19 protein-coding genes and 1 tRNA gene are annotated in these 22,987 nt (G+C 66.7%); 13 read left to right on the top strand and 7 right to left on the bottom strand.

The genetic code is table 11. The features are described from left to right. Positions 1–13 precede the first annotated feature (13 nt). The 4 genes from C666_RS07725 to C666_RS07710 are packed head-to-tail and all read left to right on the top strand — an operon-like array spanning position 14 to position 2,673. A complete protein-coding gene (locus tag C666_RS07725) occupies positions 14–1,381 on the top strand; it encodes a M16 family metallopeptidase (protein WP_004336292.1) in 1,368 nt (455 codons plus the stop codon). Continuing rightward, positions 1,378–1,917 carry a 16S rRNA (guanine(966)-N(2))-methyltransferase RsmD gene (gene rsmD / locus C666_RS07720; RefSeq protein WP_004336290.1) on the top strand — a complete coding sequence of 180 codons (540 nt, stop codon included), beginning with the start codon at positions 1,378–1,380 and terminating at the stop codon, positions 1,915–1,917. Before C666_RS07725 ends, rsmD begins: the two co-directional genes overlap by 4 nt. Then, a complete protein-coding gene (coaD, locus tag C666_RS07715; RefSeq protein WP_004336289.1) occupies positions 1,914–2,405 on the top strand; it encodes a pantetheine-phosphate adenylyltransferase in 492 nt (163 codons plus the stop codon). Before rsmD ends, coaD begins: the two co-directional genes overlap by 4 nt. Before the next feature lie 16 nt (positions 2,406–2,421). After that, complete coding sequence (locus tag C666_RS07710; RefSeq protein WP_004336288.1) at positions 2,422–2,673, top strand: YfhL family 4Fe-4S dicluster ferredoxin; 252 nt, start codon at positions 2,422–2,424, stop codon at positions 2,671–2,673. Positions 2,674–2,751: 78 nt separating this feature from the next. Here C666_RS07710 and C666_RS07705 read toward each other — a convergent pair whose 3' ends face one another. Together C666_RS07705 and mutM are read right to left on the bottom strand one after the other, a co-directional pair. Continuing rightward, positions 2,752–4,716 (bottom strand): dynamin family protein, encoded by a 1,965-nt coding sequence (locus tag C666_RS07705; RefSeq protein WP_004336287.1) that lies wholly within the window; start codon positions 4,714–4,716, stop codon positions 2,752–2,754. A gap of 143 nt (positions 4,717–4,859) precedes the next feature. Then, positions 4,860–5,678, bottom strand: coding sequence for a bifunctional DNA-formamidopyrimidine glycosylase/DNA-(apurinic or apyrimidinic site) lyase (gene mutM, locus C666_RS07700; protein WP_004336285.1), 819 nt, complete (start codon positions 5,676–5,678; stop codon positions 4,860–4,862). A gap of 263 nt (positions 5,679–5,941) precedes the next feature. On the opposite strand from mutM, the gene C666_RS07695 reads away from it, so the two are divergent. From C666_RS07695 to pth, 7 genes are all read left to right on the top strand, one after another. Continuing rightward, positions 5,942–7,648 (top strand): tetratricopeptide repeat protein, encoded by a 1,707-nt coding sequence (locus C666_RS07695; protein ID WP_004336283.1) that lies wholly within the window; start codon positions 5,942–5,944, stop codon positions 7,646–7,648. After that, entirely contained in the window at positions 7,645–8,232 is a 588-nt protein-coding gene (gene lolB, locus C666_RS07690; protein WP_004336281.1) for a lipoprotein insertase outer membrane protein LolB, read from the top strand. The genes C666_RS07695 and lolB overlap by 4 nt, the downstream gene beginning before the upstream one ends. Further along, entirely contained in the window at positions 8,214–9,092 is an 879-nt protein-coding gene (gene ispE / locus C666_RS07685; RefSeq protein ID WP_004336280.1) for a 4-(cytidine 5'-diphospho)-2-C-methyl-D-erythritol kinase, read from the top strand. The genes lolB and ispE overlap by 19 nt, the downstream gene beginning before the upstream one ends. Before the next feature lie 60 nt (positions 9,093–9,152). Continuing rightward, positions 9,153–9,229 (top strand) — tRNA-Gln (locus C666_RS07680). A 75-nt stretch (positions 9,230–9,304) separates the two neighbouring features. Continuing rightward, positions 9,305–10,255: a ribose-phosphate pyrophosphokinase gene (locus C666_RS07675; RefSeq protein WP_004336279.1), complete on the top strand. Its 951-nt coding sequence runs from the start codon at positions 9,305–9,307 to the stop codon at positions 10,253–10,255. Between the two features lie 86 nt (positions 10,256–10,341). Then, complete coding sequence (locus tag C666_RS07670; RefSeq protein ID WP_004336278.1) at positions 10,342–10,941, top strand: 50S ribosomal protein L25/general stress protein Ctc; 600 nt, start codon at positions 10,342–10,344, stop codon at positions 10,939–10,941. Positions 10,942–10,999: 58 nt separating this feature from the next. Further along, entirely contained in the window at positions 11,000–11,665 is a 666-nt protein-coding gene (pth, locus tag C666_RS07665) for an aminoacyl-tRNA hydrolase (protein WP_004336276.1), read from the top strand. A gap of 108 nt (positions 11,666–11,773) precedes the next feature. Here pth and C666_RS07660 read toward each other — a convergent pair whose 3' ends face one another. Further along, complete coding sequence (locus tag C666_RS07660; RefSeq protein ID WP_004336275.1) at positions 11,774–12,661, bottom strand: ATP adenylyltransferase family protein; 888 nt, start codon at positions 12,659–12,661, stop codon at positions 11,774–11,776. Between the two features lie 187 nt (positions 12,662–12,848). On the opposite strand from C666_RS07660, the gene ychF reads away from it, so the two are divergent. Next, the gene (gene ychF, locus C666_RS07655; protein ID WP_004336274.1) at positions 12,849–13,940 is read left to right on the top strand and encodes a redox-regulated ATPase YchF; all 1,092 of its coding nucleotides are present in this window, start codon (positions 12,849–12,851) and stop codon (positions 13,938–13,940) included. Positions 13,941–14,460: 520 nt separating this feature from the next. On the opposite strand, the gene C666_RS07650 is transcribed toward ychF, so the two are convergent. Continuing rightward, positions 14,461–16,080: an acyl-CoA synthetase gene (locus C666_RS07650; protein ID WP_004336273.1), complete on the bottom strand. Its 1,620-nt coding sequence runs from the start codon at positions 16,078–16,080 to the stop codon at positions 14,461–14,463. Between the two features lie 191 nt (positions 16,081–16,271). Between C666_RS07650 and C666_RS07645 the strand changes: the two genes are divergently transcribed. Further along, positions 16,272–17,654 carry an aminotransferase-like domain-containing protein gene (locus C666_RS07645; protein WP_004336272.1) on the top strand — a complete coding sequence of 461 codons (1,383 nt, stop codon included), beginning with the start codon at positions 16,272–16,274 and terminating at the stop codon, positions 17,652–17,654. Between the two features lie 43 nt (positions 17,655–17,697). On the opposite strand, the gene C666_RS07640 is transcribed toward C666_RS07645, so the two are convergent. The 3 genes from C666_RS07640 to C666_RS07630 form a co-directional block, all read right to left on the bottom strand. Further along, complete coding sequence (locus C666_RS07640; RefSeq protein ID WP_004336271.1) at positions 17,698–19,149, bottom strand: aldehyde dehydrogenase family protein; 1,452 nt, start codon at positions 19,147–19,149, stop codon at positions 17,698–17,700. A gap of 52 nt (positions 19,150–19,201) precedes the next feature. Next, positions 19,202–20,071 (bottom strand): transporter, encoded by an 870-nt coding sequence (locus C666_RS07635; RefSeq protein WP_004336270.1) that lies wholly within the window; start codon positions 20,069–20,071, stop codon positions 19,202–19,204. A 71-nt stretch (positions 20,072–20,142) separates the two neighbouring features. Further along, positions 20,143–22,233 (bottom strand): PQQ-dependent dehydrogenase, methanol/ethanol family, encoded by a 2,091-nt coding sequence (locus C666_RS07630; RefSeq protein WP_004336269.1) that lies wholly within the window; start codon positions 22,231–22,233, stop codon positions 20,143–20,145. Between the last annotated feature and the right edge of the window lie 754 nt (positions 22,234–22,987).

Here is a 22,987-nt window from a genome sequence, read left to right as displayed (position 1 = left end):
GGAACCCGCTGACATGACCACGACCTCCCGCCTCCTCACCCCCGTTGTCGCCGGCCTGGCGCTGCTCGCCCAGTTCGCCGCCGGCCCCGCGCTGGCCGGCCCGAAGATCGAACAATGGACCGCCCCGACCGGCGCCCGCGTGCTCTACGTGGAAAGCCGCGCCCTGCCGCTGGTCGACATCCAGATCGATTTCGCCGCCGGCTCGGCCTACGAACCGGCCGGCAAGACCGGCCTCGCCAGCCTCACGCGCAGCCTGCTCGATGCCGGCACCACCGAACTGGACGAACAGCAGATCGCCGAGCGCATCGCCGACATCGGCGCTCAGATCGGCGGCGGCACCGACAGCGACCGCGCCAGCCTGTCGATCCGCAGCCTGTCTTCGGCGCCGGAACGCGACGCCGCGGTGGAGCTCGGCGCCGGCCTGCTCGCGCAGCCGGGCTTTCCCGCCGACATCCTCGAACGCGAACGCCGGCGCGCCATCGCCGGCCTGCGCGAGGCCCTGACCAAGCCGGCGACACTGGCCGCACGCCGCTTCAACGAAGCGCTGTACGCCGGCCACCCGTATGGCGGCAGCGTCACGCCCGAATCGCTGGAGTCGATCACGCGCGACGACCTGGTCGACTTCCATCGCACCCATTTCGGCGCGCAGCGCGCCTCGGTCGCCATCGTTGGCGACGTCGATCGCGCCACCGCCGAACGCATCGCCATCCGCCTGACCGAACACCTGCCGCCCGCCGAGGCCCCGGCGGCACTGCCCTCGCCGGCGATGACGCAAGCCGCCGTGCTGCGCATCGCCAATCCCTCGGCCCAGGCGCACATCCTCGTCGGCCAGCCCGGCATGGCGCGCGAGGACGCCGACTATTTCCCGCTGCTGGTGGGCAACTACGTGCTCGGCGGCGGCGGCTTCGTGTCGCGGCTGACCAAGGAAGTGCGCGAGAAACGTGGCTTCGCCTACAGCGTGTACAGCTACTTCTCCCCTCAGCAGGTGGCCGGCCCGTTCCAGATCGGGCTGCAGACGCGCGGCAACCAGGCCGACGAGGCGCTCGGCGTGGTACGCGACACGCTGGACGGTTTCATCGCCGAAGGCCCCAGCGCGGAGGAATTGCAGGCCGCCAAGGACAACCTGATCAACGGTTTCGGCCTGCGCCTGGACTCGAACGCCAAGATCCTCGGCTACGTGTCGATGATCGGCTTCTACCGCCTGCCGCTCGACTGGCTCGACAGCTATCCGCAGCATGTCGCGGCGGTCGACGCCGGCCAGGTCCGCGATGCCTTCGCCCGCCGCGTCCGCAGCGACCAGCTCATCACCGTCATCGCCGGCGGCGACGGCGACACGGCCGAGACCGCGCCTTCGCCCGCCCCCGCAGAAGCCGCCCGATGAGCCGTGTGCGCATCGTCGGCGGGCAATGGCGCTCGCGCCTGCTGGAAGTGGCCGACGCCCGGGGCCTGCGCCCCACGCCCGATCGCGTGCGGGAAACCCTGTTCAACTGGCTGGGCCAGGACCTCGATGGCGAGCATTGCCTCGATCTATTCGCCGGCAGCGGCATCCTCGGCTTCGAGGCCGCCTCGCGCGGTGCCGGGGCGGTCGTGCTGGTCGAGCGCGACGCCCGCGCGGCCGATGCACTGCACAAGTCCGCAAAAACCCTACAGGCGTCGCAAGTAGAGATCGTGTGCGGCGATGCGGTAAGATTCGCGCAAACCACGCAGCGGAAGTTCGGCGGCGTGTTTCTCGACCCGCCCTACAGGCAGGGCTGGATCGAGCGTGTACATCCATGGCTGGACAGTCTGTTGAACCCCGGCGGATGGATCTACGTCGAGTCCGAGGCCACGGTGGCGAATCTGGGCGACTGGCAGACGGTCAAACAAGGCCGCGCCGGAATGGTCCACTACCATCTGATGCGCAGGAGCCAGGAATGAAGGAAGCGGTGGCGGTCTATCCGGGGACGTTCGATCCCTTCACCCGCGGGCATGCCGATCTCGTGCGCCGGGCGTCGGTGCTGTTCGATCGCGTCATCGTCGCCGTTGCACGCAGCAACAGCAAGGGACCGATCTTCTCGCTCGACGAACGGGTGGACATCGCACGCGAGGCGATCGCCGCCTATCCTAACGTCACGGTCACCGGCTTCGACTGTCTGCTGATGGACTTCCTCAAGCAGCAGGATGCGCGCGTGATCCTGCGCGGACTGCGCGCGGTATCGGACTTCGAGTACGAATTCCAGATGGCGGGAATGAACCGCAAGCTTCACCCGGATGTCGAAACGGTATTCCTGACGCCCGCAGAAGAGTACATGTTCATCTCGGCCACGATGGTGCGTGAAATCGCCCGCCTCGGCGGCGATGTGAGCAAGTTCGTGCAGCCCTCGGTGCTGGCACGGCTGCAGGAAAAATTGAAATCAAGGCAATAGCAAGGAAGCGAACACCATGGCTCTGATGATTACCGACGAGTGCATCAACTGCGACGTCTGCGAACCGGAATGCCCCAACGGCGCCATCTCCCAGGGCGACGAAACCTACGTCATCGACCCGAACAAATGCACCGAGTGCGTCGGCCACTTCGACGAACCGCAATGCCAGCAGGTCTGCCCGGTCGACTGTATTCCACTGGACCCGGACCGACCGGAGACAAAGGAACAACTCATGGAAAAATACAATACGCTGACCGGCCAGGGCTGAGCCTGCCGACAGACGGCGAGGCCGCCCGCGGCATTGCGCTGCGGGCGGCCTCGCGCATTTCCGGCGCGGGCAGGGGCCTCAGGCCGCTTCGCGCACCTCGGCGCCTTCGGGCCGGCCGCCCTCTCCGAGGGTGTCGGCAATCTCGCGCTGCAGGGCATCGAGCTGCGCCAGCATCACCAGCACGCCGTCCTCGCCCTGCTTCAGCTCTTCCACCCGGTCTTCCAGCGTGTCCGTCGCCTGGTGGATGCGCTTGACGCTTTCGAGCCGGCGCTTGAGCTGGATCTGGTACTCGCGCACCTGGGTTTCGAGCGGCGACATCACCGCGCGCAGCCACTGCTCGACATCGCGGTTTGCAACCTCGAAGGTGCGCCTCGCCTGCACGGCGACGGTTTCGAAGAACTTCTGCGTGAGCACGTGCTTTTCCGTCGTCACCAGCGTCAGCGTGGTGTTGAGCTGGCGGTTGAAGGCCGCCTCCAGGCGGTCGATCTCCTTTTCATAGCGCAGGGTCGAGAAGGTTTCGGGCGGCGTCAGCTTGAGCCCGTGTTCGACGCTGAAGCGCTTGTACATCGCATCGAGCATCCGGGAGATCTCGCCGATTTCCCCCGTCGACCGCTGCAGGTTCTCGCGCAGATGCAGGAAGAAACCTTCCATCGCATCGCGCAGGCCCTTGGTGAAGGTCGATTCCAGCATCGCCTCGCGCGTGCGGCGGGTTTCGTCGCGCAGCGCATCCATGCCGATGCTGGCGAGCAGGCTGTTGGTCAGGTTCGAGAACACGGAACGCACCGCGTAGTACTTCTGCAGCCCCTGCTCGAAGTCGTCCTTCTCGCTGCGGATCTTGCGCATCATGTATTCGATGACGCTCTGGTTCTTGCCGCGAAGGTCGGTCAGTTCCTGCAGTTGCTCGCGCAGGCCCGCCAGGCGCGCTTCGAGCAGCCCGCGCGTCTGCGCCACAACGTCGCCGGTCTCGGCCAGGGTATCGTCGCGCACGATGTCCTGCTTGGCGGGCAGCAGGTCGCCGGTCAAGGCCTGTTCCAGGGCCGGCATGCGGCTGCGCACGAGCAGGCCCACGTCGCCGGTGATGCGCGCCACCAGGCCTTTTTGCGCCGAGACGGGGAACACGGCATCGCCTTCGATCGCCAGCGTTTCCGCTACCGACCTCACCTGCCTGTCGATCTCCGCATCGATCTGCGTCTCGTCGCGCAGGCCGTCCCACAGGCCATCGATCTTGTTCAGCACCACGAGGCGGCCGCGCTGGCGCGCCCCGCCGCCCTGCACGTAGTCGCGCCACACGGCGAGGTCACTCTGCGTGACGCCGGTGTCGGCGGCCAGGATGAACAGCACCGCATGCGCGCTCGGCAACATCGACAGCGTCAGTTCGGGTTCGGCGCCGATCGCGTTCAGCCCCGGGGTATCGAGCACGACGAGGCCCTGTTCGAGCAGCGGATGCGGGAACTGGATCAGTGCGTGGCGCCAGCATGGAATCTCGATCAAGCCGTCGGCGCCCGGCTTGAGCCCCTCCTCGCCATCGGGGTCGATGGCGAAACCGAGACGCCCGGCTTCGTCCTGCGACACGCGCTCGGTCTCTCCCACGCGCGCGAGCGCCGCCTGCAGGCTGGCGACATCCAGGCTCTGCAGCGACACCGCCTGCCATTCCTCGGGATAGCGCTTCAGTTCGCTCACCGGCGCCTGGCGCTCGCGCGTGCGGATGGGCAGCAGGCGCAGCTCCGGCTGTACGCCCTTGCTCCACTGCAGCTCGGTCGGGCACATCGTCGTGCGCCCCGCGCTGGAGGGCAGGATGCGATCACCGTAATCGGCAAAGAAGATCGCATTGATCAGTTCCGATTTGCCCCGCGAGAATTCGGCGACGAATGCCACCGTGAGCTTGTCGTCGCGCAGACGCTCCAGCAGGTAGTGCAGGCGCAGGTCGCACTGGGCATCGCCGACTTCGTTGCGCGCCAGCCACGCACGCAGGCGCGTCACGGACTCGGCGGCGGAGGCACGCCATTTGGCGTAGGCGGAAAACTGGTCGATCAGTTGGGTCATCGGGTCGCTCATCGGGATGACGGGGGCGCACGCCCGCGAAGGCGGTTTACATAGCGTCAGCATAACGGCGAACGCGCGCAGCTGCCATCGGGAAGTGTGGGCACCGGCCCGGCGGCAGACGCAATCCGACGAGCGCGCACGCCTCAGCCGCGGCGCTGGCAGCGCGGGCAGAAATACGCCGCGCGCTGGCCGCTGACGATCCTCTCGACCGCGGCGCCGCACTGCCGGCAGGCTTCGCCGTCGCGGCCATACACGAAATACTGCTGCTGGAAGTACCCAGGACGGCCATCGCCGCCGACGAAATCGCGCAGTGTGCTGCCCCCCGCGGCGATGGAATCGGTCAAGGTATCGCGCAGCGACTGCACCAGGCGCGCACAGCGCCGCGGGCCGAGCGCTCCGGCAGGCTCCAGCGGATGGATGCGCGCCCGGAACAGGCTTTCCGACGCATAGATGTTGCCCACGCCGACGACGCGGCGGCTGTCCATCAGCACATGCTTGATCGGCGCCCGCAGGCCGCGCGTGATCTTGTACAGCCAGCCGGCGTCGAAAGCGTCGCCGAGCGGCTCCGGCCCCAGCCGCGCCAGCAGCGGATGCCGCGCGGCGTCGCCCGCCTGCCACACCACCATTCCGAAACGGCGCGGATCCCGCAGGCGCAGTGCCTGCGCGCCGAAGACCAGATCGACATGGTCATGCGCGCCGTGCGGCGCATCGGCCGCGACCACGCGCAGGCTGCCCGACATGCCGAGATGCACGATCAGCGTGCCGTGGCCGAAATCCAGCAACAGGTACTTCGCCCGCCGCGACACCGCGCACAGCCTGCGGCCGACGATCTCGTCGGCGAGATCGGGCGGCACCGGCAGGCGCAGGCGCGCATTGCGCACGACCAGGCCGCTCAGCATGCGGCCTTCGACATGGGGGCGTACGCCACGGCAGGTGGTTTCGACTTCGGGCAGTTCGGGCATCGGCGCTATCGGAATGGGAAACAATGTCGTGACGCCCCTCGGCCACCCGTCTTGCGGGCAGGGCGTCGATCTGCATACCATGGTGCGAACCGAATTCTAGAGCAGTGCTCCAACTTGTGCCGGCGCCCTGCAGCGGGAGCACCGGCTTCGGACGGCGCCGTACGGCCGCAGCCTGGCCGGCGACGCCTTGTCGCATGCATCCCATCGCCTTCCATGGCACCATTTCCCCTGCGCAAACCGCTGCAGCCCGCCGGACCACCAATATGAACTCTCGCCCCTCCCGCATCCTCCGCATCCTGTGCCTGGCCATCGGCCTGGGCGCCACCGCCGGCATCGCCGGCGCGGCAGACAGGGACGACGTGGGCGGCCCGCTGCCGGCTCAGGAACTGACGCCGCGCACGGTCTATCAACTCCTGCTCGCCGAGATCGCCGGCGCGCGCGGCCAGATCGGGCTGTCGGCACAGCTCTACGTCGATCTGGCACGCGCCACACGCGACCCGCGCGTCGCCCGCCGCGCCACCGAAATCGCGATGTACTCGCGCAACCCCCAGATGGCCGGCGAAGCGGCGCGGCTGTGGATGGAAACCGCCCCCGACTCCGAGGAAGCCCGCCGCGTGTTCGCCGGCGTGGGCCGCGGTGCGGGCAACCTCGAACAGGTGCAGGTCCAGCTCGCGCGGGCACTGGCGCAATCCAACGAGCGCATCGGGCAGAACCTGCTCGGCCTGAACCGGGCGCTCGCGGGGATTCCCGACAAGGACGCCGCGCGGCACATCGTGCTGCGGCTGACCGACCCCTATCTCGACCTGCCCGAAGCCCATGTCGCGCGCGCGCAGGCGGCCATGCTCGCAGAAGAGCCGATGCAGGCGCTGGGCGCGGTCGATGCGGCCCTGCACCTGAAGCCAGGCTGGGAGCCCGCCATTCAACTGAAGGCCCAGATCCTTCAGCACACCGGCGCATCGGCCGAGGCGGTGCGCCAGCTCGAGGCCGAAGTCGCGCGCAACCCCGACAGCCCCTCGCTGCGTCTCGCCTACGCCCGCGCACTGGTCAGCGCACAGCGCTTTGCCGATGCACGCAACGAATTCAGCCGCCTGCTCGCCGCCACCCCTGACGACGCCGAACTGCTCTACGCGATCGGCCTGCTGTCGATGCAGCTCGACGACGGTGCCACGGCCGAATCGCACTACCTGCGCGCCCTCGAAGCCGGCTACCCGCAGCCCGACCTGATCCGCCTGCAACTCGGCCAGCTTGCCGAGCAGCGCGGCGAAGGCGCGCTGGCGCGCAAGTGGTTCGGCGAAATCAGCGACGAGCACCACCAGGCCGAGGCGATGATCCGCAGCGCGCAGAGCCTGGCGCGCGAGGGCGCGGTCGACGAAGCGCGCGCGCTGCTCAAGGCGCAAAGCGGCAGCGACGAGGACAAGCGCCGCTACCTGCTCGCGGAGGCCCAGATCCTGCGAGAGGCAGAGCGCACGGGCGACGCCCTCGCCGTACTGGACGCGGCCCTGCTCGCCACCCCGGACGACACCGATCTGCTGTACGAAACCGCGATGCTCGCCGAGCGCCTGAACCGGATCGACCTGATGGAGACCCGCCTGCGCCGCGTGATCGAGCTCAAACCCGACCACGCCCATGCCCGCAACGCGCTGGGCTACTCGCTGGCCGACCGCGGCCTGCGCCTGGACGAGGCCGAAGCGCTGATCGCGCACGCGCTCGAACTCTCGCCCGACGACGCCTTCATCCTCGACAGCATGGGCTGGGTACGCTTCCGCCGCGGCGACGCGGCCGGGGCGCTGATCCACCTCGAACGCGCCTACACGATCCGCAAGGACGCCGAAATCGCCGCCCACCTCGGCGAAGTGCTCTGGACGCTGGAACGGCGCGAAGACGCCAAGCGCCTCTTCGAGGAAGCACGCCAGGCCCACCCCGACAACAGCCTGCTGGCCGACACCGTCCGCCGCCTGAGCGGGCAATGAACGCACTCCAGCCGCGGCTCCTGTCCGCCGCTTTCTCGGTAGCGGCACTCACCCTGTCCGCCTGCGCGCCGCTACCGGCCAGCGCGCCCGCGGACATTGCCGTTCGCGGCTTCTCGAACGCATTCGAGCTGCAAGGGCGCATTTCCGCCAGCAACGGCAATCAGGCCGCCAGCGGCCACATCGAATGGACGCACGACCGCGGCACGGACCGTTTCACGCTACTCACCCCGCTCGGGCAGATCGCGGCCCGGCTCGATGCCGACGCCCTCGGCGCGCGGCTGGTGACTGCCGAGGGCGAGTCGCTGACTGCAGACAGCGCGGCAGCGCTGCTGCCACGCGTGCTCGGCGTCGAGGTCCCGGCCGAGCGCCTCAGCCGCTGGGCGCAAGCCGCGCCGGCGGCCGAAGCCGAGATCCGCAACCTCGACGCGGCCGGCCGGCCGGCCGTCGTCATCGACCAGGGCTGGCGCATCGAATATCCGGAATACGCCGGCACCGCCGGCGACGCGCCGCCGGCACGCCTCGACATCTCCCGCGGCGATGCCCGCATTCGCCTCGTCATCGATTCATGGACCACGCTGCCCTGACCCCGCCGGACACATCCGACCCGCAACGCCTGCCTGGCTGCCCGGCTCCCTCCAAGCTCAACCTGTTCCTGCACGTCGTCGGCCGCCGCGCCGACGGCTACCACCTGCTGCAGACGGCCTTCCGCCTGCTCGACTGGGGCGACACGCTCGATTTCACCCTGCGCGGGGACGGCGAAATCCACCGCACGACCGAAGTTCCCGGCGTTCCCGCCGAGCAGGACCTGGTCATGCGCGCCGCTCGCCTGCTGCAGGCACACACCGGCTGCCGCCTCGGCGCCGACATCGCACTGCACAAGGTCTTGCCGATGGGCGGCGGCATCGGCGGCGGCAGCTCGGATGCCGCCACCACGCTGATCGCGCTCAACCGCCTGTGGGGCACCGGCCTGGGCCGTGCCGAACTGCAGGCACTCGGCCTGCAGCTCGGCGCCGACGTCCCCGTCTTCATCTTCGGCCGCGACGCCTTCGCCGAAGGCGTGGGCGAGGCACTGCAGCCGATGGCGCTTGCGCCAGCCTGGTACGTGCTTGTCTCGCCGGGCGTGGCAGTCCCCACCGCTGAAATTTTTTGCGCGAAAGACTTGACGAGAGATACACCCCCCATCAGAATGGCGGACTTCGCAGCATGCACCACGCGAAACGACCTGCAGCCAGTGGCCTGCAAGCTGTATCCGGAAGTGCAAAGCGCGGTCGACTGGCTGATGCAACACGCACCGGCCCGGATGACAGGATCTGGCGCATGCGTCTTTGCCGAAGCCCCTTCGGCGCAGGACGCGGAACGCATCGCAGCAAGCTGTCCGCAACGGTGGTCGGCATGGAAAGTGCGAAGCGCCTCTCGCCATCCACTGTACGAATGGCTAGAATAGCGGCCGCTTCGTTACAGGCTGTATCACGGTCGATACGCAAGGCAAGCGAAACAGGTTTATTGGGGAGTCGCCAAGTCGGTTAAGGCACCGGATTTTGATTCCGGCATTCGAGGGTTCGAATCCTTCCTCCCCAGCCATACAACGACGGGCAGACCACGGGTCTGCCCGAGTCGTTTTTACGCGCAGATTCTTACGGCATCGGAGTAGCGGTCATGCCCCACGGCAGCCTGATGGTCTTCACCAGCAACGCCAACCCCAAGCTTGGCGCCGACGTGACACGACGTCTGGGTATCTCCCTCGGTTCGGCCACCGTCGGCCGGTTTTCGGATGGCGAAGTCAACATCGAGCTGCTCGAGAACGTGCGCGGCAAGGACGTCTTCGTCCTGCAGCCCACCTGCTCGCCGACCAACGAGAACCTGATGGAGCTGCTGGTGCTGGTCGACGCGCTCAAGCGCGCCTCCGCCGGCCGCATCACCGCCGCCATCCCCTACTTCGGCTATGCCCGCCAGGACCGCCGCCCGCGTTCCGCGCGCGTGCCGATCACGGCCAAGGTCGTCGCCAACATGCTGCAGGCCGCCGGCGTCCAGCGCCTGCTGACGATGGACCTGCACGCCGACCAGATCCAGGGTTTCTTCGACATCCCGGTCGACAACGTCTATGCCGCCCCGGTGCTGCTGAACGACCTCGACAAGCAGAAGTACGACGACCTGCTGGTCGTGTCGCCCGACGTCGGCGGCGTGGTGCGCGCCCGCGCCTTCGCCAAGCGCATGGAATGCGACCTGGCGATCATCGACAAGCGCCGCCCGAAGGCCAACGTGTCCGAAGTCATGAACATCATCGGCGAGGTCGAAGGCCGCACCTGCGTGATCATGGACGACATCGTCGACACCGCCGGCACGCTGTGCAAGGCCGCCACCGCGCTCAAGGAGCACGGCGCCAAGCGCGTGCTGTCGTATTGCACGCACGCCGTACTGTCGGGCGCCGCGGTCTCGCGCATCAACGATTCGGCACTGGACGAACTGGTCGTCACCGACACCATCCCGCTGCGCGACGACGCCAGGGCCAGCGCCCGCATCCGCCAGGTTTCGGTGGCCTCGCTGCTGGCCGACACGATTTTGCGCATCAGCAACGAAGAGTCCGTCTCCTCGCTGTTCATGGAATGAGCTTTCGCCCGCGCCTTCGCACGAAGGCGCGGGTTTTCAACGTTTTCGCCTGGTCGCGGGCGAAGACACATCACCAGGAGCAACACATGCAAATCCAATTCAAGGCCACCAAGCGTGACGCCCAAGGTACGGGTGCGAGCCGCCGCCTGCGTCGTGCCGGCCAGCTGCCGGGCATCATCTACGGCGGCGGCGAAGCCCTGCCGATCTCGCTCGACCACAACGAGCTGTACCACCTGCTGAAGAAGGAAGTGTTCCACTCGTCCGTGCTGAGCATCGACGTCGACGGCAAGAAGGAAACCGCCGTCCTGCGCGACACCCAGTGGCACGCCTTCAAGCCGCAAGTCCTGCACATCGACTTCCAGCGCATCGACGCCGACCAGAAGATGCATCTGAAGGTGCCGCTGCACTTCTCCGGCGACGAAGTCAGCCCCGCCGTGAAGCTGGGCGGCTGCATCATCTCGCACGTCCTCAACGAAATCGGCATCCAGTGCCTGCCGAAGGACCTGCCGGAATTCGTCGAAGTCGACCTGTCGGCGCTGGAGGCCGGCCAGTCGGTGCACGCCTCCCAGGTCAAGCTGCCGGCCGGTGTCGAACTGGTCCAGCACGGCGAAGGCGACCCGGTGATCGCCAGCGCGCTGAAGGTTCGCGGCGCCGCCGAAGCCGAGGGTGAAGGCGAAGCGGCCTGAGCCACTTCCCCGTCACGCCCGATTTGCCGCCCCCACGGATGCTGGAGACCGGATACCGATGAGCGCAACGCCTTCGCGCCCCCTGCGCCTCATCGTCGGTCTCGGCAATCCGGGCGGTGAATACGCTGAAACCCGGCATAACGCCGGGTTTTGGTTTTGTGAGCGGCTCGCCGACACGCTCGGCGTACGCTTCTCGCACGAATCCCGCTTCCACGGCCTGGTCGCCAATGCGCGCGACGCCGGCGCATGGCTGCTGATGCCGCAGACCTTCATGAACCGCTCGGGCCAGGCCATCGGCGCCCTCGCGCGTTTCTACCGTATCGAACCCGCGGAAATCCTCGTCGTCCATGACGAGTTGGACATCCCCCCCGGCCAGTTGCGCCTGAAGTTCGGCGGCGGCCTCGGCGGCCACAACGGCCTCAAGGACACCTCCGCCCACCTCGGCACCCATGATTACTGGCGCCTGCGCATCGGCATCGGCCATCCCGGCGACCGCAACGAAGTGGTGAATTTCGTCCTCAAGCCGGCACGGCGCGAGGAACAGCAACTGATCGACGAGTCCATCGACAAGGCGCTCGCCGCCTGGCCGCTGCTTGCCAAGGGCGAACTCAACACCGCCACCACCCGGCTCAACGCCCGGCCGGCGCCGCCAAAAGCGCCCAAACCTCCAAAATCCCCCAAGACGGCGACGCCTTCCCAGGCACCGGACGACGCCGGCGCCTGAGATGCAGCCCCCGTAGAAGCGGCTTCAGCCGCGAACGGGGCCTGATTGTTGCCCATACGTTGTTTTCGCGGCTGAAGCTCCTACGAAACGGGCGGGGCCGCCCCGGCATCAATACCCGACCGCAGCCAACGCCTTCAGCGGCCCCACCCGCCGGATCGACTCGATCTGCTCCGGCTGGCGGATATACAAGGTGCCGCCGAAGCACACCGCACTCATCGAAATGCCCTCGAAGCACTCCTCGCTGCGCGGCAGCATCAGCAGCCAGCCGTCGCTCGCCAGCAGGTTGCACGGCGGCAGCAAGCCGTCCGCCCCCGGCTGCAGGTCCAGCGTCTCGCAGGCCAGGCGGTAGGCCGCATGCAGGCTGTCCGCCGCCACTTCCACCGGAACGCCCTCGCCGCAGCACACGCGCACGAAGCAATGCTTCATCGGCAGCGCCGGGTGCTGGGCCACACCCTGCTCGGGCAGTCCGGCCGGGAGGCCAGGCGCGAAGAGGCGCAGACTGGCATTGCCCTCGGCCGGCGGCATCCACTGCACATGCTTGTGGCGCTGGCTCGCGCCCGCCGCGGCGCCACCGTTGTACAGCCCGATCCCGCCGGCCTCGGCCATGATCGTGGCCAGCGCGGCGAAATCGCCGCGCGCCAGCGGCAGCAACTGCTCCTCGAACGCGCGCCGCGCCAGCACCAAGTGGCGCTCGCTCAGCGGGAACTTGTTCAGGATCACGACGTGCTCGTCGCCGAGCGGGCCGACGGTCAGTTCCGGATCGGGATTCAGGAAGGGATTGAAGTTCGGGTCGCGCGGCCCGCCCGGAATCGCCACCTGGGACGCTCCGGCAGCCTTGGCGGCATCCTTCACCGCCAGCGACGACACCCAGCGCACGATGAAGCGCATGCCGCCGTCTTCCATCTCGGTCTGCTCCGCCTGCACCGGCTGCAAGGCCCCCGACGTCAGCGCGCCCGCGCTGCGCGCATCGATCGCCTCGATCCATTTGCTCACCATCTCCGCTCCTCCATGATTTGTTTTGTGGCAATGCAAGCCAGACATTGTAGGCGCAGCCCGGCCGTTTTGTAGCCATCGCCCGGCTTTGGATGCCCTCCCCCATCGCGGTACAATTCGTGGTTTTCCACACCGGATCAAGGCAATAGCCCGCTCACGCGATGCCTGCCCCGGAACGACAAGGATTCACATGAGCCTGAAATGCGGAATCGTCGGACTGCCCAACGTCGGCAAGTCGACCCTCTTCAACGCCCTCACCAAGGCCGGCATCCAGGCCGAGAACTACCCCTTCTGCACCATCGAGCCCAACGTCGGCATCGTCGAAGTGCCCGATCCGCGCCTCGTCCAGTTGTCCGAAATCGTCAAGCCGCAGCGGGTGCAGCCGGCCATCGTCGAATTCGTCGACATCGCCGGCCTGGTGGCGGGCGCCTCCAAGGGAGAAGGCCTGGGCAACCAGTTCCTGGCCAACATCCGCGAAACCGACGCCATCGTGCACGTGGTGCGCTGCTTCGCCGACGACAACGTGATCCACGTCTCGGGCAGCGTCGACCCGATCCGCGACATCGAAGTCATCGACACCGAACTCGCGCTGGCCGACCTCGCCACCGTCGAAAAGGCCGTCGCCCGCTACAAGCGCCCCGCCGCCTCGGGCGACAAGGAAGCCAAGGCTCTGGTCGCGGTGCTGGAAAAGAGCTTCGCCCAGCTCGATGCCGGCAAGCCGGTGCGCGCGCTCGATCTCGCCAAGGAAGAGTGGGCCAGCCTCAAGCCCTTCTGCCTGATCACCGCCAAGCCGGTGCTGTACGCCGCCAACGTCTCCGAGGACGGCTTCGAGGGCAACCCGCATCTGGACGCCGTGCGCGCCCACGCCGCCGCCGAAGGCGCCCAGGTGGTCGCGCTGTGCGCCGCCATCGAAGCCGAAATCGCCGACCTCGACGATGGCGACAAGAAAGAATTCCTCGAGACCATGGGCCTCGAAGAACCCGGCCTCGACCGCCTGATCCGCGCCGGCTACACGCTGCTCGGCCTGCAGACCTATTTCACCGCCGGCGTGAAGGAAGTGCGCGCCTGGACCATCCATGCCGGCGACACTGCCCCCCAGGCCGCCGGCGTCATCCACACCGACTTCGAACGCGGCTTCATCCGCGCCCAGACCATCGCCTTCGAGGATTTCATCCAGTACAAGGGCGAAGCCGGCGCCAAGGAAGCCGGCAAGATGCGCGCGGAAGGGAAGGAGTACGTGGTCAAAGATGGGGACGTGCTGAATTTCTTGTTCAACGTCTGACTTTCTCCTGCCCCAGTGACAGCCGGGTAGCACTCGGCTGGCTGAACAGCACGGCGGGCAGCGCCAATGGGGTAGTTTTCCGTGGAACTACCCCATTCCGAACCCACGACTACCCCATTTGGCGGTGGAATCACCCCAGAAGCCACCTTGGAAACATAGGGAACTGGCCCCAATGCGGTTCAGTCAACGCGCGCCTCGTCACGGTAAGGGCGGCTTTAGCCGCGAATCAGGCCGTGTTCGCGCGGCTGGCGCCGCTCCTACAGAAACAAGCCGCGCTTATCTGAACGGTATTGGAGCTAGCCCGGAGACGGGTCTGGAACGCCAAGAAGCCTTGTTCCAGCACCTGCAACGGCATTCTCAAACCAGCGTCCGGGATTGATGCACCCTCTTGTGCTGATACGGTATTTCCCTGACAAGCACGGGAGCAACGCTGGATCAGGTGCTGCAGAACATCGGGCTGGGCGAGTGCGGCCGATCGCGTCACCGGTGAAATCACACCACCAGTCGCCCCACCGTAGCCTTACCGAAGCCGCAACTCGCGGCGCAGCACCTTGCCGGTGGTCGTGCTCGGCAGCTCGTCGAGATACTCGATCAGGCGCGGGTACTCGTGTCCGGCGAGCCGCGAGCGGACGTGCTCCTTCAACTGCCGGGTCAGTTCGTCGCCGCCGGCGAACCCGTCGTTGAGGACGACGAAGGCCTTCACCAGTTCGGTCCGCTCGGGATCGGGAATGCCGATCACTGCGGCCTGCCGTACCGCCGGGTGGCCGAGCAGGCAATCCTCGATCGGTCCCGGGCCAATCCGGTAGCCGGCGCTGGTGATGATGTCGTCGTCGCGCCCGATGAAGCGGATGAAGCCGTCGGCGTCCATCTCGCCCTGGTCGCCCGTCAGCAGGAAGTCGCCGGCGAACTTGTCGCGGGTCGCCGCCGGGTTGTTCCAGTAACCGAGGAAGGACACCGGGTTCGGCTGGCGGACGCCGATCAGCCCGGCTTCACCGATCGGCTTCACCGCCCCGCACGCATCGACGATGCGCACGTCGTGCCCCGGCACCGCCTTGCCCATCCAGCCGGGTTTGGCCGGAAACAGGCGGCTGCTCGACGACACCACCATGTTGCATTCAGTCTGTCCATAGAATTCGTTGATGTTCACGCCGAGGACGGCGCGCCCCCAGTCGAGCAGTTCGGTGCCCAGGCTTTCCCCGCCGCTCGCGACCGAGCGCAGCGCCAGGCCGTAGTCATGATCGCCGCGCGTGCCGGCACGCAGGAGCTTCAGTGCGGTCGGCGGCAGCATGGCGTTGCGCACGCCGTGGCGGGCCATCAATGCCATCGCCTCGGCGGCGTCGAACTTCTCGAAACGGCGCGCAAGCACGGGAATGCCGTGGTGCCAGGCGGGCATCAGCACATCCAGCAGCCCGCCGATCCACGACCAGTCGGCCGGCGTCCACATCAGGTCGCCGGGCTGGCCGAGACCGTCGTGCGACATCTCGACGCCGGGGAGATGCCCCAGCAGCACGCGCTGCGCGTGCAGCGCGCCCTTCGATTTTCCGGTCGTGCCGGAGGTGTAGATGATCAGTGCCGGATCGTCCGCGGACGTGTCGGCAATCGGCGCATGCGCCGCGGCGCTGCGCCGAAGCGCGTGGAAGTCCTCGGCGCCCTCGGCGGCGCCATCGACACAGAACACGCGCTCGAGATGTGGCAGCCGGGCACGGACCCGGTTCAGCTTGGCGATCGACTGGCGGTCGCCGATGAACACTTCGGCCTCGCTGTCGGACAAGCGGTGTTCGATCGCTTCCTCGCCGAACAGCGGAAACAGCGGCACCGCGATGGCTGCCGACTTGTAGATGGCGACGTGGCAATAGGCCGTCTCGGGGCGCTGCGGCACCATCAAGGCCACCCGGGTCCCGACGGTGACGCCGGCATCGCGCAGCAGGTTCGCCGTCTGATTGGATAGCGCCTCGATGTCCTGGAATGAATAGCGCTCGATGGTCTTTCCATCGTCGTGCACCAGTGCCAGGCGATCCGGGCCGGCCGCCCACTTCGTGCATGCGTCGAAACCCATGTTGTAGCGGGCGGGAATCACCCGCGCCGACATCGCACGCTTGTCAATGGAATCGTCCGCCTCGCTGCTTGCGAGTTTCTCCATTTCATCTCCACGCAGTAAGATAGGCGCGGCAAGGCGCCAATAAGAATAGGCGGAAAGATTCAACGGCAATAGCCCGAAAAATGAATCTTTCCACGCCGCCAGACAATGAATCACGCTAGCAAGAAGCCCACGGCCAAGGAAGATACAGTCGCGGGAAACAGTTACCCACGCCACCCCCACCCAATGACGCCATGAAACAGAAGAACGCCGCGGAGAAGATCGCCCAGGACATTTCGAAGCAGATCCTGTCCGGCTCGCTCAAGAAAGGCGACAAGCTGCCGTCGCTGCGGATCTACGCGCGGCTCTATTCGCATTCGCTGAATACGGTCATCGCCGCATTCGAGCTGCTGACGCAGTGGCAATTGGTCCAGGCCCACCGGGGCAAGGGCTTTTTCGTGATCGGCAGCCCCAGACAGGCCCACGATGGCGACGAAGCGTCGCCGCAGGCGTACCAGCGGGCCATCGACACCATCTGGCTTATGCGCCAGCAATTGCTGCAGGCCCCGGGCGAATCGAACCTCAGCATCGCCTTGCCGCCGCCGCACTGGCTGTCGGAGATGCGCATCGACAAGTTCCACCGCCAGATCACGCGCAACGGCATCGCCGGGTTGTTCCGCTACGGCAGCCGCTACGGCAATCCGAACCTGCGCTCCCACATCAACCGCAAGCTGGCCGCCCATTCGATCGGCGCATCCGAACGCCAGATCATGACGACGCACGGCGGCAACCACGGGCTCGACCTGATCATTCGGCGCTATGTATCGGCCGGCGATCCGGTTTTCGTCGAAGAGCCCGGCTATTACCCGCTATTCGGCAAGCTCCAGTTGCAGGGCGCACGGATGATCGCCATTCCGCGCCTTGCCGACGGCCCGGACGTCGAAATGCTCGAGCACAAGCTGCGTACCGAACGCGCCCGCCTTTTCTTCGTCCAGTCGTCGGGGCAGAACCCCACCGGCTCGGACATCAGCGAAGAAAAGGCACGGCGAATCGCGAAACTCGCCGCCATGTACAACCTGCTGGTCGTCGAAGACGATGCCGTCGCCGACATCAAGATCAATTCCGCCCCGAAGATATCAGCGGTGGACAATCTCAGGAATACGCTTTACGTCGGCAGTTTCTCCAAATCGCTTTCCGCATCATTGCGCGCCGGCTTCATCGCCGGCGACGTCAACCGGATCGAGGAACTGGCCGACATCAAGATGCTGCTGCATGTCAGCGGCTGCGAATACAGCGAACGGATTCTCGACGTGATGCTCAGCGAGGGGCATTTCCTGCGCCACGTCGTCCGCCTCCAGGAACATGCCCGCAGCGCCACCCGGGACGGAATCCGGATACTGAAGGATCTCGGCGCCGAACTGTTCTGCGAGCCCGAACAGACGCTCTATCTGTGGGCGCGCTTCCCGGGCATCGAAGACATGAACGCCTTGACGCTGCGCCTGTTGCCCAAGGGGGTCGTTCTCGCCCCCGGCTCGATCTTCATGCTGAACCCCCGCTCGAAGTCGCCCTGGACCCGCTTGAACGTCGGCTACCTGCAGGACCCGCTGTTCATCGAGAGCATGAAGGCCTGCCTGTAAGGCGGCCGGGCGGCACGGACGGTATCCGCGCCGCCCGGTGCCGTCACCCCCGCGCGACGTGGATGACGTGGCGGTCGGTGAACTCGTGGATGCCTTCGAGGCCAAATTCGACCCCCAGTCCCGACTGCTTGCGTCCGCCGAACGGGACATTCGGCGCCAGCGCGAAGTGGGTGTTCACCCACGTCGTGCCGCTTTCCAGCCGTGCGGCGATCCGTGCCGCGTGCTCGATGTCCTTGCCCCACACCGAGCCGCCCAGCCCGTACTGCGTATCGTTGGCGCGGCGTACCGCTTCGTCGATCGACGAATACCTCAGGATCGAGCGGATCGGGCCGAAGGTCTCTTCGCTGACCAGTAGGCTCGATTCATCGATGTCCCGCACCACCGTCGGCGGCACGAAATAGCCTTTGCCCTGCGCCGGCTCGCCGCCCGCGATCACCGTGCCGTCGCGCCGGGCGACGTCGAGCGAGCGCAGGACCGCTTCGTACTGGCGCCGGTTCTGGATCGGGCCGTACTCGGTCTTCTCGTCCAGCCCGTGGCCCACGACCGCCGACCTGGCGAGTTTCGCGAACACGTCGCAGAAGCGGTCGTACAACGCATCCGGCACGTAGATGCGCTTGATGTTGATGCAGACCTGCCCCGAATTCATGAAGGCCCAGGTAAAGATGCCCCGGGCCGCCGAATCGACGTCGGCATCGTCGAGCACGATCGCGGCATCGTTGCCGCCGAGTTCCAGCACGATGCGCTTGAGCGTCGGCGCACCGCTGGCCATCACCTGCCGCCCGGCCGCCGTCGACCCGGTGAACGACACCTTGCCGATGTCGGGGTGGCTCGACAGGCGCGGACCGAGGCTGCCGTCATCACCGACGACATTGACCACGCCCGGCGGCAGGATGCCGTGCAGGATCTCGCCCAGCAGCATCGCGTTCAACGGGCTGGTCGGCGCCGGCTTGACGACGACGGTGTTGCCGGTCAGCAGGGCCGGCACCAGCTTGTACACGGTCTGGAAGAACGGGAAGTTCCACGGGATGATGGCCGCCACGACGCCGATCGGCTTGTAGCGGACCTCGACGTAGGCCTGTTCATCGTCCTGCAGCACCTCCGGCTTCAGTTCCACAGCCGCCACCTGGCGCGCCCACATCAGCGACAGATCCACGTCCGCGCGGGCAGCCGCGATCGGCTTGCCGACTTCCAGCGTGATGATCCGCGCGATCTCCTCGCGCCGCGCCTCGATGGCGTCGGCGATGCGATGCACCAGCGCGGCGCGCTCGGCAGGCGCCACGTCCTTCCACGCGCCGAACGCCGCCTTGGCCGCCGCGACCGCCTTTTCGAGCTGGCTCACGTCGGCCGCCGGGGCATGGGCAAAGACCTCTTCGGTCGCCGGATCGATGACCGGGATCGTCGTCGCGCCGGCAACCAGCTCGCCGTCGATCAGCATCGCGTAATGCCGGGCGCTGCCGGCCTGGGCGGCCAGCGCGGGATTCAGATCGTTTTTCATGCTTTCGTCTCCTTCGAGTTTCCTTCCTTCTTGTCGGACCGGCGGCCCGCCGTCAGAGCGCCCACACCAGCCGCAGATTGAGCGAGTTGCCGGCGGGCCGGTTCTTGCCATCCACCGTGTGCAGCAAGTGGAACGCCGCGCTGCCCTTCTTGAAATGGAACATCACCCCACCCATGACGTCGGTCTCGCTGTTGGCGGGGTTGATCACCGACGCCTTCTGGTATTCGTAGGCGACGCCCACATACGGTTCCACGAGCGGCGAGACACGATAGCCGAACAAGTGCTCGGTCGACCACGACTTCCCGGCCTTGGCGTCCGCCTTGTTCGACGTGCCGGGGAAGTTCCAGATCACGTCGCCGGTGTAGTTGAACTTGCCCAGTTGCACGTCGACGAAAACCGAGTTGGTGAACTTCCAGCTGTCGCCGCCGCCCACGTCGCTGTCGCCGACCGGGAGTTGGAACAGGAAGTCGGTGCCGACGGTGACCTTTTCCGACAGCTTGTACCAGATGTAGGGCGCGACGATGGGGTCGCCCACCCCGCTCGCCGAGGTCCTCGCCGTACGGTTGCGTGAGCCGCTCACCGGCACGATCAGCTCCCAGGCGTAGCCGAAGTTCGGATCGCTCTCCAGGGTCCAGCCGCGCGAATACTTCAACAGCGAGACCATCGTCTCCGTGCGGTCGGAACGCTGCTTGTCGCCCTTGGCATCGAAAGCCTGGTCGCCCCGCTCCAGGTAGCCATAGACGAGAAACACGTCGAATCCATCGGGGACATTGGACGGCAGCGCATATTCATGCGGCGCGATGAAGCTGCGGCCGGTGGCCGCCTCGCTGTCCCCCGCCGCCAGCATTCCGGCAACGCCGGCCACGCAGGCCAGCCCCAGCAGCAGCCCGGTCGACGGACGCTCTTGACGTTCTGTGTTCATTTTTTCACCTCGTGAGGAAGCCACCCCCTCCGCAAGACGCGGAGGCGGTGCCTGTGTAGTCGGTCATGCGTTCAGGGGTTGGCTTTGGCGGCCGGATTGCCGGATGCGCGCGCGGCCTGCTCGGCCGCCTCGTCCGCCTTGAGCTGGATGGCGCGGTCAACCAGCCAGGCGCGCAGCGCCTCCACGTCGTCGCGGCTCATGCGGTCGGCGAAGCTCACCATGCCGCGGCTTTCGCGGATGCCGTCATACACCACCGCCGCGAACGACGCCTTGTCCAGCAGCAGCGGCGAGCGGCGCAGGTCGGGCACGACCTCGTCATTGGTGTAGGTGCCGTAGCCGTGGCAGGCCACGCAGTTACCGTAGAAGGCCGCGCCCCGGGCGACCATCTCGGGCGGGAAGGTCTCCGCCGGCACCTGTGCCGGCCGGTGCGCGCGCTCGTAGGGCGGCAGGGCGCCGCTGCCGTCGAGCTTGAACACCAGCACCCGTCCGATACCCGCGCGGGGATTCTTCATGTGCGGGATCTGCAGGCCGGCCGAACCGCCCAGGCCGGACAGCACGGCAACGTACTGGGTGCCGTCGATCTCGTAGCTCATCGCGCCGGCGATGATGCCGATGCGGCCGTCGTAGCTCCACACTTCCTTGCCGGTATCGGCCTCGTAGGCATGGAAGATGCCGTCCGGCGTGCCCTGGAACACCAGGTTGCCGGCCGTGGCGAGCGTGCCGCCCGCGCCGATGGAGGGATACGGCACCCGCCAGACTTCCTTCTGCGCCTGCGGGTCCCAGGCGATCAGGTCGCCGCGGAAGCTCTGGGTGACGCTCAGGCGGTCGGCCTCATCGCGCGGCGCCAGCGTCGGGTGCCCGGAAATGTTGGCCAGGTTCCAGGCGCCGTTGAGCGGGTTGTACTTGAAGTCCGGGTCGTGCTTGTAGCCGAACGAACCCTGCTGCGCCGGGATGTACACCAGGCCGGTGTCCGGGCTGTATGCCATCGGCGGCCAGTTGTGCGCGCCGAACGCGCCCGGAATCGCAAGAAAGTCGTTGCCGTGCTTCGAATAGCGCGCCGCCGGGTACTCGATGGGGCGCCCCGTCTCGAGGTCGATGCCCGCGGCCCAGTTCACCGGCATGAAGTTCTTCGCCGAAACGAGCTTGCCGTTGCTGCGGTCGAGCACGTAGAAGAAACCGTTCTTCGGCGCCTGCATCGCCACCTTGGTCTTCTTGCCATCGACCTCCAGCTCGGTCAGCACGATGGGCTGGGTCGCGGTGAAGTCCCATTCCTCGGCCGGTGTCGACTGGTAGTGCCACTTGTACTCGCCGGAATTGGCATCGACCGCGACGATGGACGAGATGAACAGGTTGTCGCCCTCGCCACCCGAACGCGCCACGTGGCTCCACGGCGTGCCGTTGCCGGTGCCGATCAGGACCTGGTCGTAGTCCTTGTCGTAGACGATGGAATCCCACGCGGTGCCGCCACCGCCGGTCTGCTTCCACCAGCCGTCGCCCCAGGTCTTGAAGCCGATTTCGCGGTGGATCCTGTCCGAGGCCGCACCGTCGGGCTTTCCTTCCGGGTTGGGGGTGATGTAGAAGCGCCAGTCCAGCTTGCCGCTCTCGGCGTCATACGCCGACACGTAGCCGCGCACGCCGAACTCGGCCCCGCCGTTGCCGATGAACACCTTGCCGTTGGCCACCCGCGGCGCACCGGTGATGGTGTAGCTGCGCGTCACGTCGGTGGTCTGCGTCTCCCACACCGGCTTGCCGCTCTTGGCGTCGAGCGCAATCAGGCGCCCGTCGTAGGTGCCCACGTAGATCTTGCCCTTCCACGCCGCCACGCCGCGGTTGACCACGTCGCAGCAGCCATCCGGCGCCTTCTTGCCCGGCACCTCGGGATCGAAGAACCACAACTGCTCGCCGGTGGCGGCATCGTAGGCGTACACCTTCGACCATGCCGTGCTGGTGTACAGCACGCCGTCGATCACCAGCGGCGTCGCCTGCTGGCCGCGGTTGGTGTCGAATTCGCCGTACCAGGCCAACCCGAGCCGCGACACGTTGGACGTGTCGATCCGCTTCAGCGGGCTGTAATGCTGTTCGTCCGACGTGCCGCCGCGGGTAATCCAGTTGCCCGGATCGGCGGCCGCGTTGACGAGCCGCTTCTGGTCGACCGCCGCCACGGATTTGTTTCCGGCGGCGGCAGCAGCATGGAATGGAAAGGCGGCAATGGCGACACAGCTTGCAATGCCCAGGCACGCCTTCCGCCAGGAAAACCGATTCGATGACGTTATGAATACCACCACATCCTCCTGATTCTATTTTTTCTGTTTTATTCAAAACACGGAAAGTACGGCGTCCTGCCCATTGCCATCCATCCGTTGTCTCCTGCCTGGTCACACACTCATTCGGGGCAATCGGCGCACCGCGTCCTCGAATCACGCCCGTGCCTTCCGATTATTTCAATCTCCCCATTGCCATCCGAAAAAAAGAGCCGCTGATGGAAACACTTCGCATCCACCAGGCGGCCATTCCGAAAATACGGAGAAGAGGGAGTTCGCCCGTTGAGTGGAGGCGATCTTAGGACAGAACTGCAGTGCAACATGACGGCCCGCAGATACAGTTTCGGACAACAGTCACCCCGGCGCACCCACCCCGGATCGCAATTGATTTCGGTATCGGAGCGGCGGGTGGGACGGTGCGGCGCACGGGATTCGGCCCGGCTGGACACTGGCGGCCGCAATTGAGGATTGCACCCCGACGTAAAAAGCCGCGCATCGATATCTGAATTGACTTTCCCGATGTGCCGATCATAAGCAATCATCCCGACAATGGGCTCCGGCCTTCGGCCCTATTGAATATCCGGGCCGGGGACGAATTGCATCGCGCATCGCCGTCGCCATTCGCCGCGCCGCGGAAACCCGCGGCGCTTTCCCG

The organism is Thauera linaloolentis 47Lol = DSM 12138 (assembly GCF_000310205.1).
In the GTDB taxonomy this organism is placed as follows: Bacteria; Pseudomonadota; Gammaproteobacteria; order Burkholderiales; family Rhodocyclaceae; genus Thauera; species Thauera linaloolentis.
This window is presented reverse-complemented; position numbering and strand designations above follow the sequence as displayed.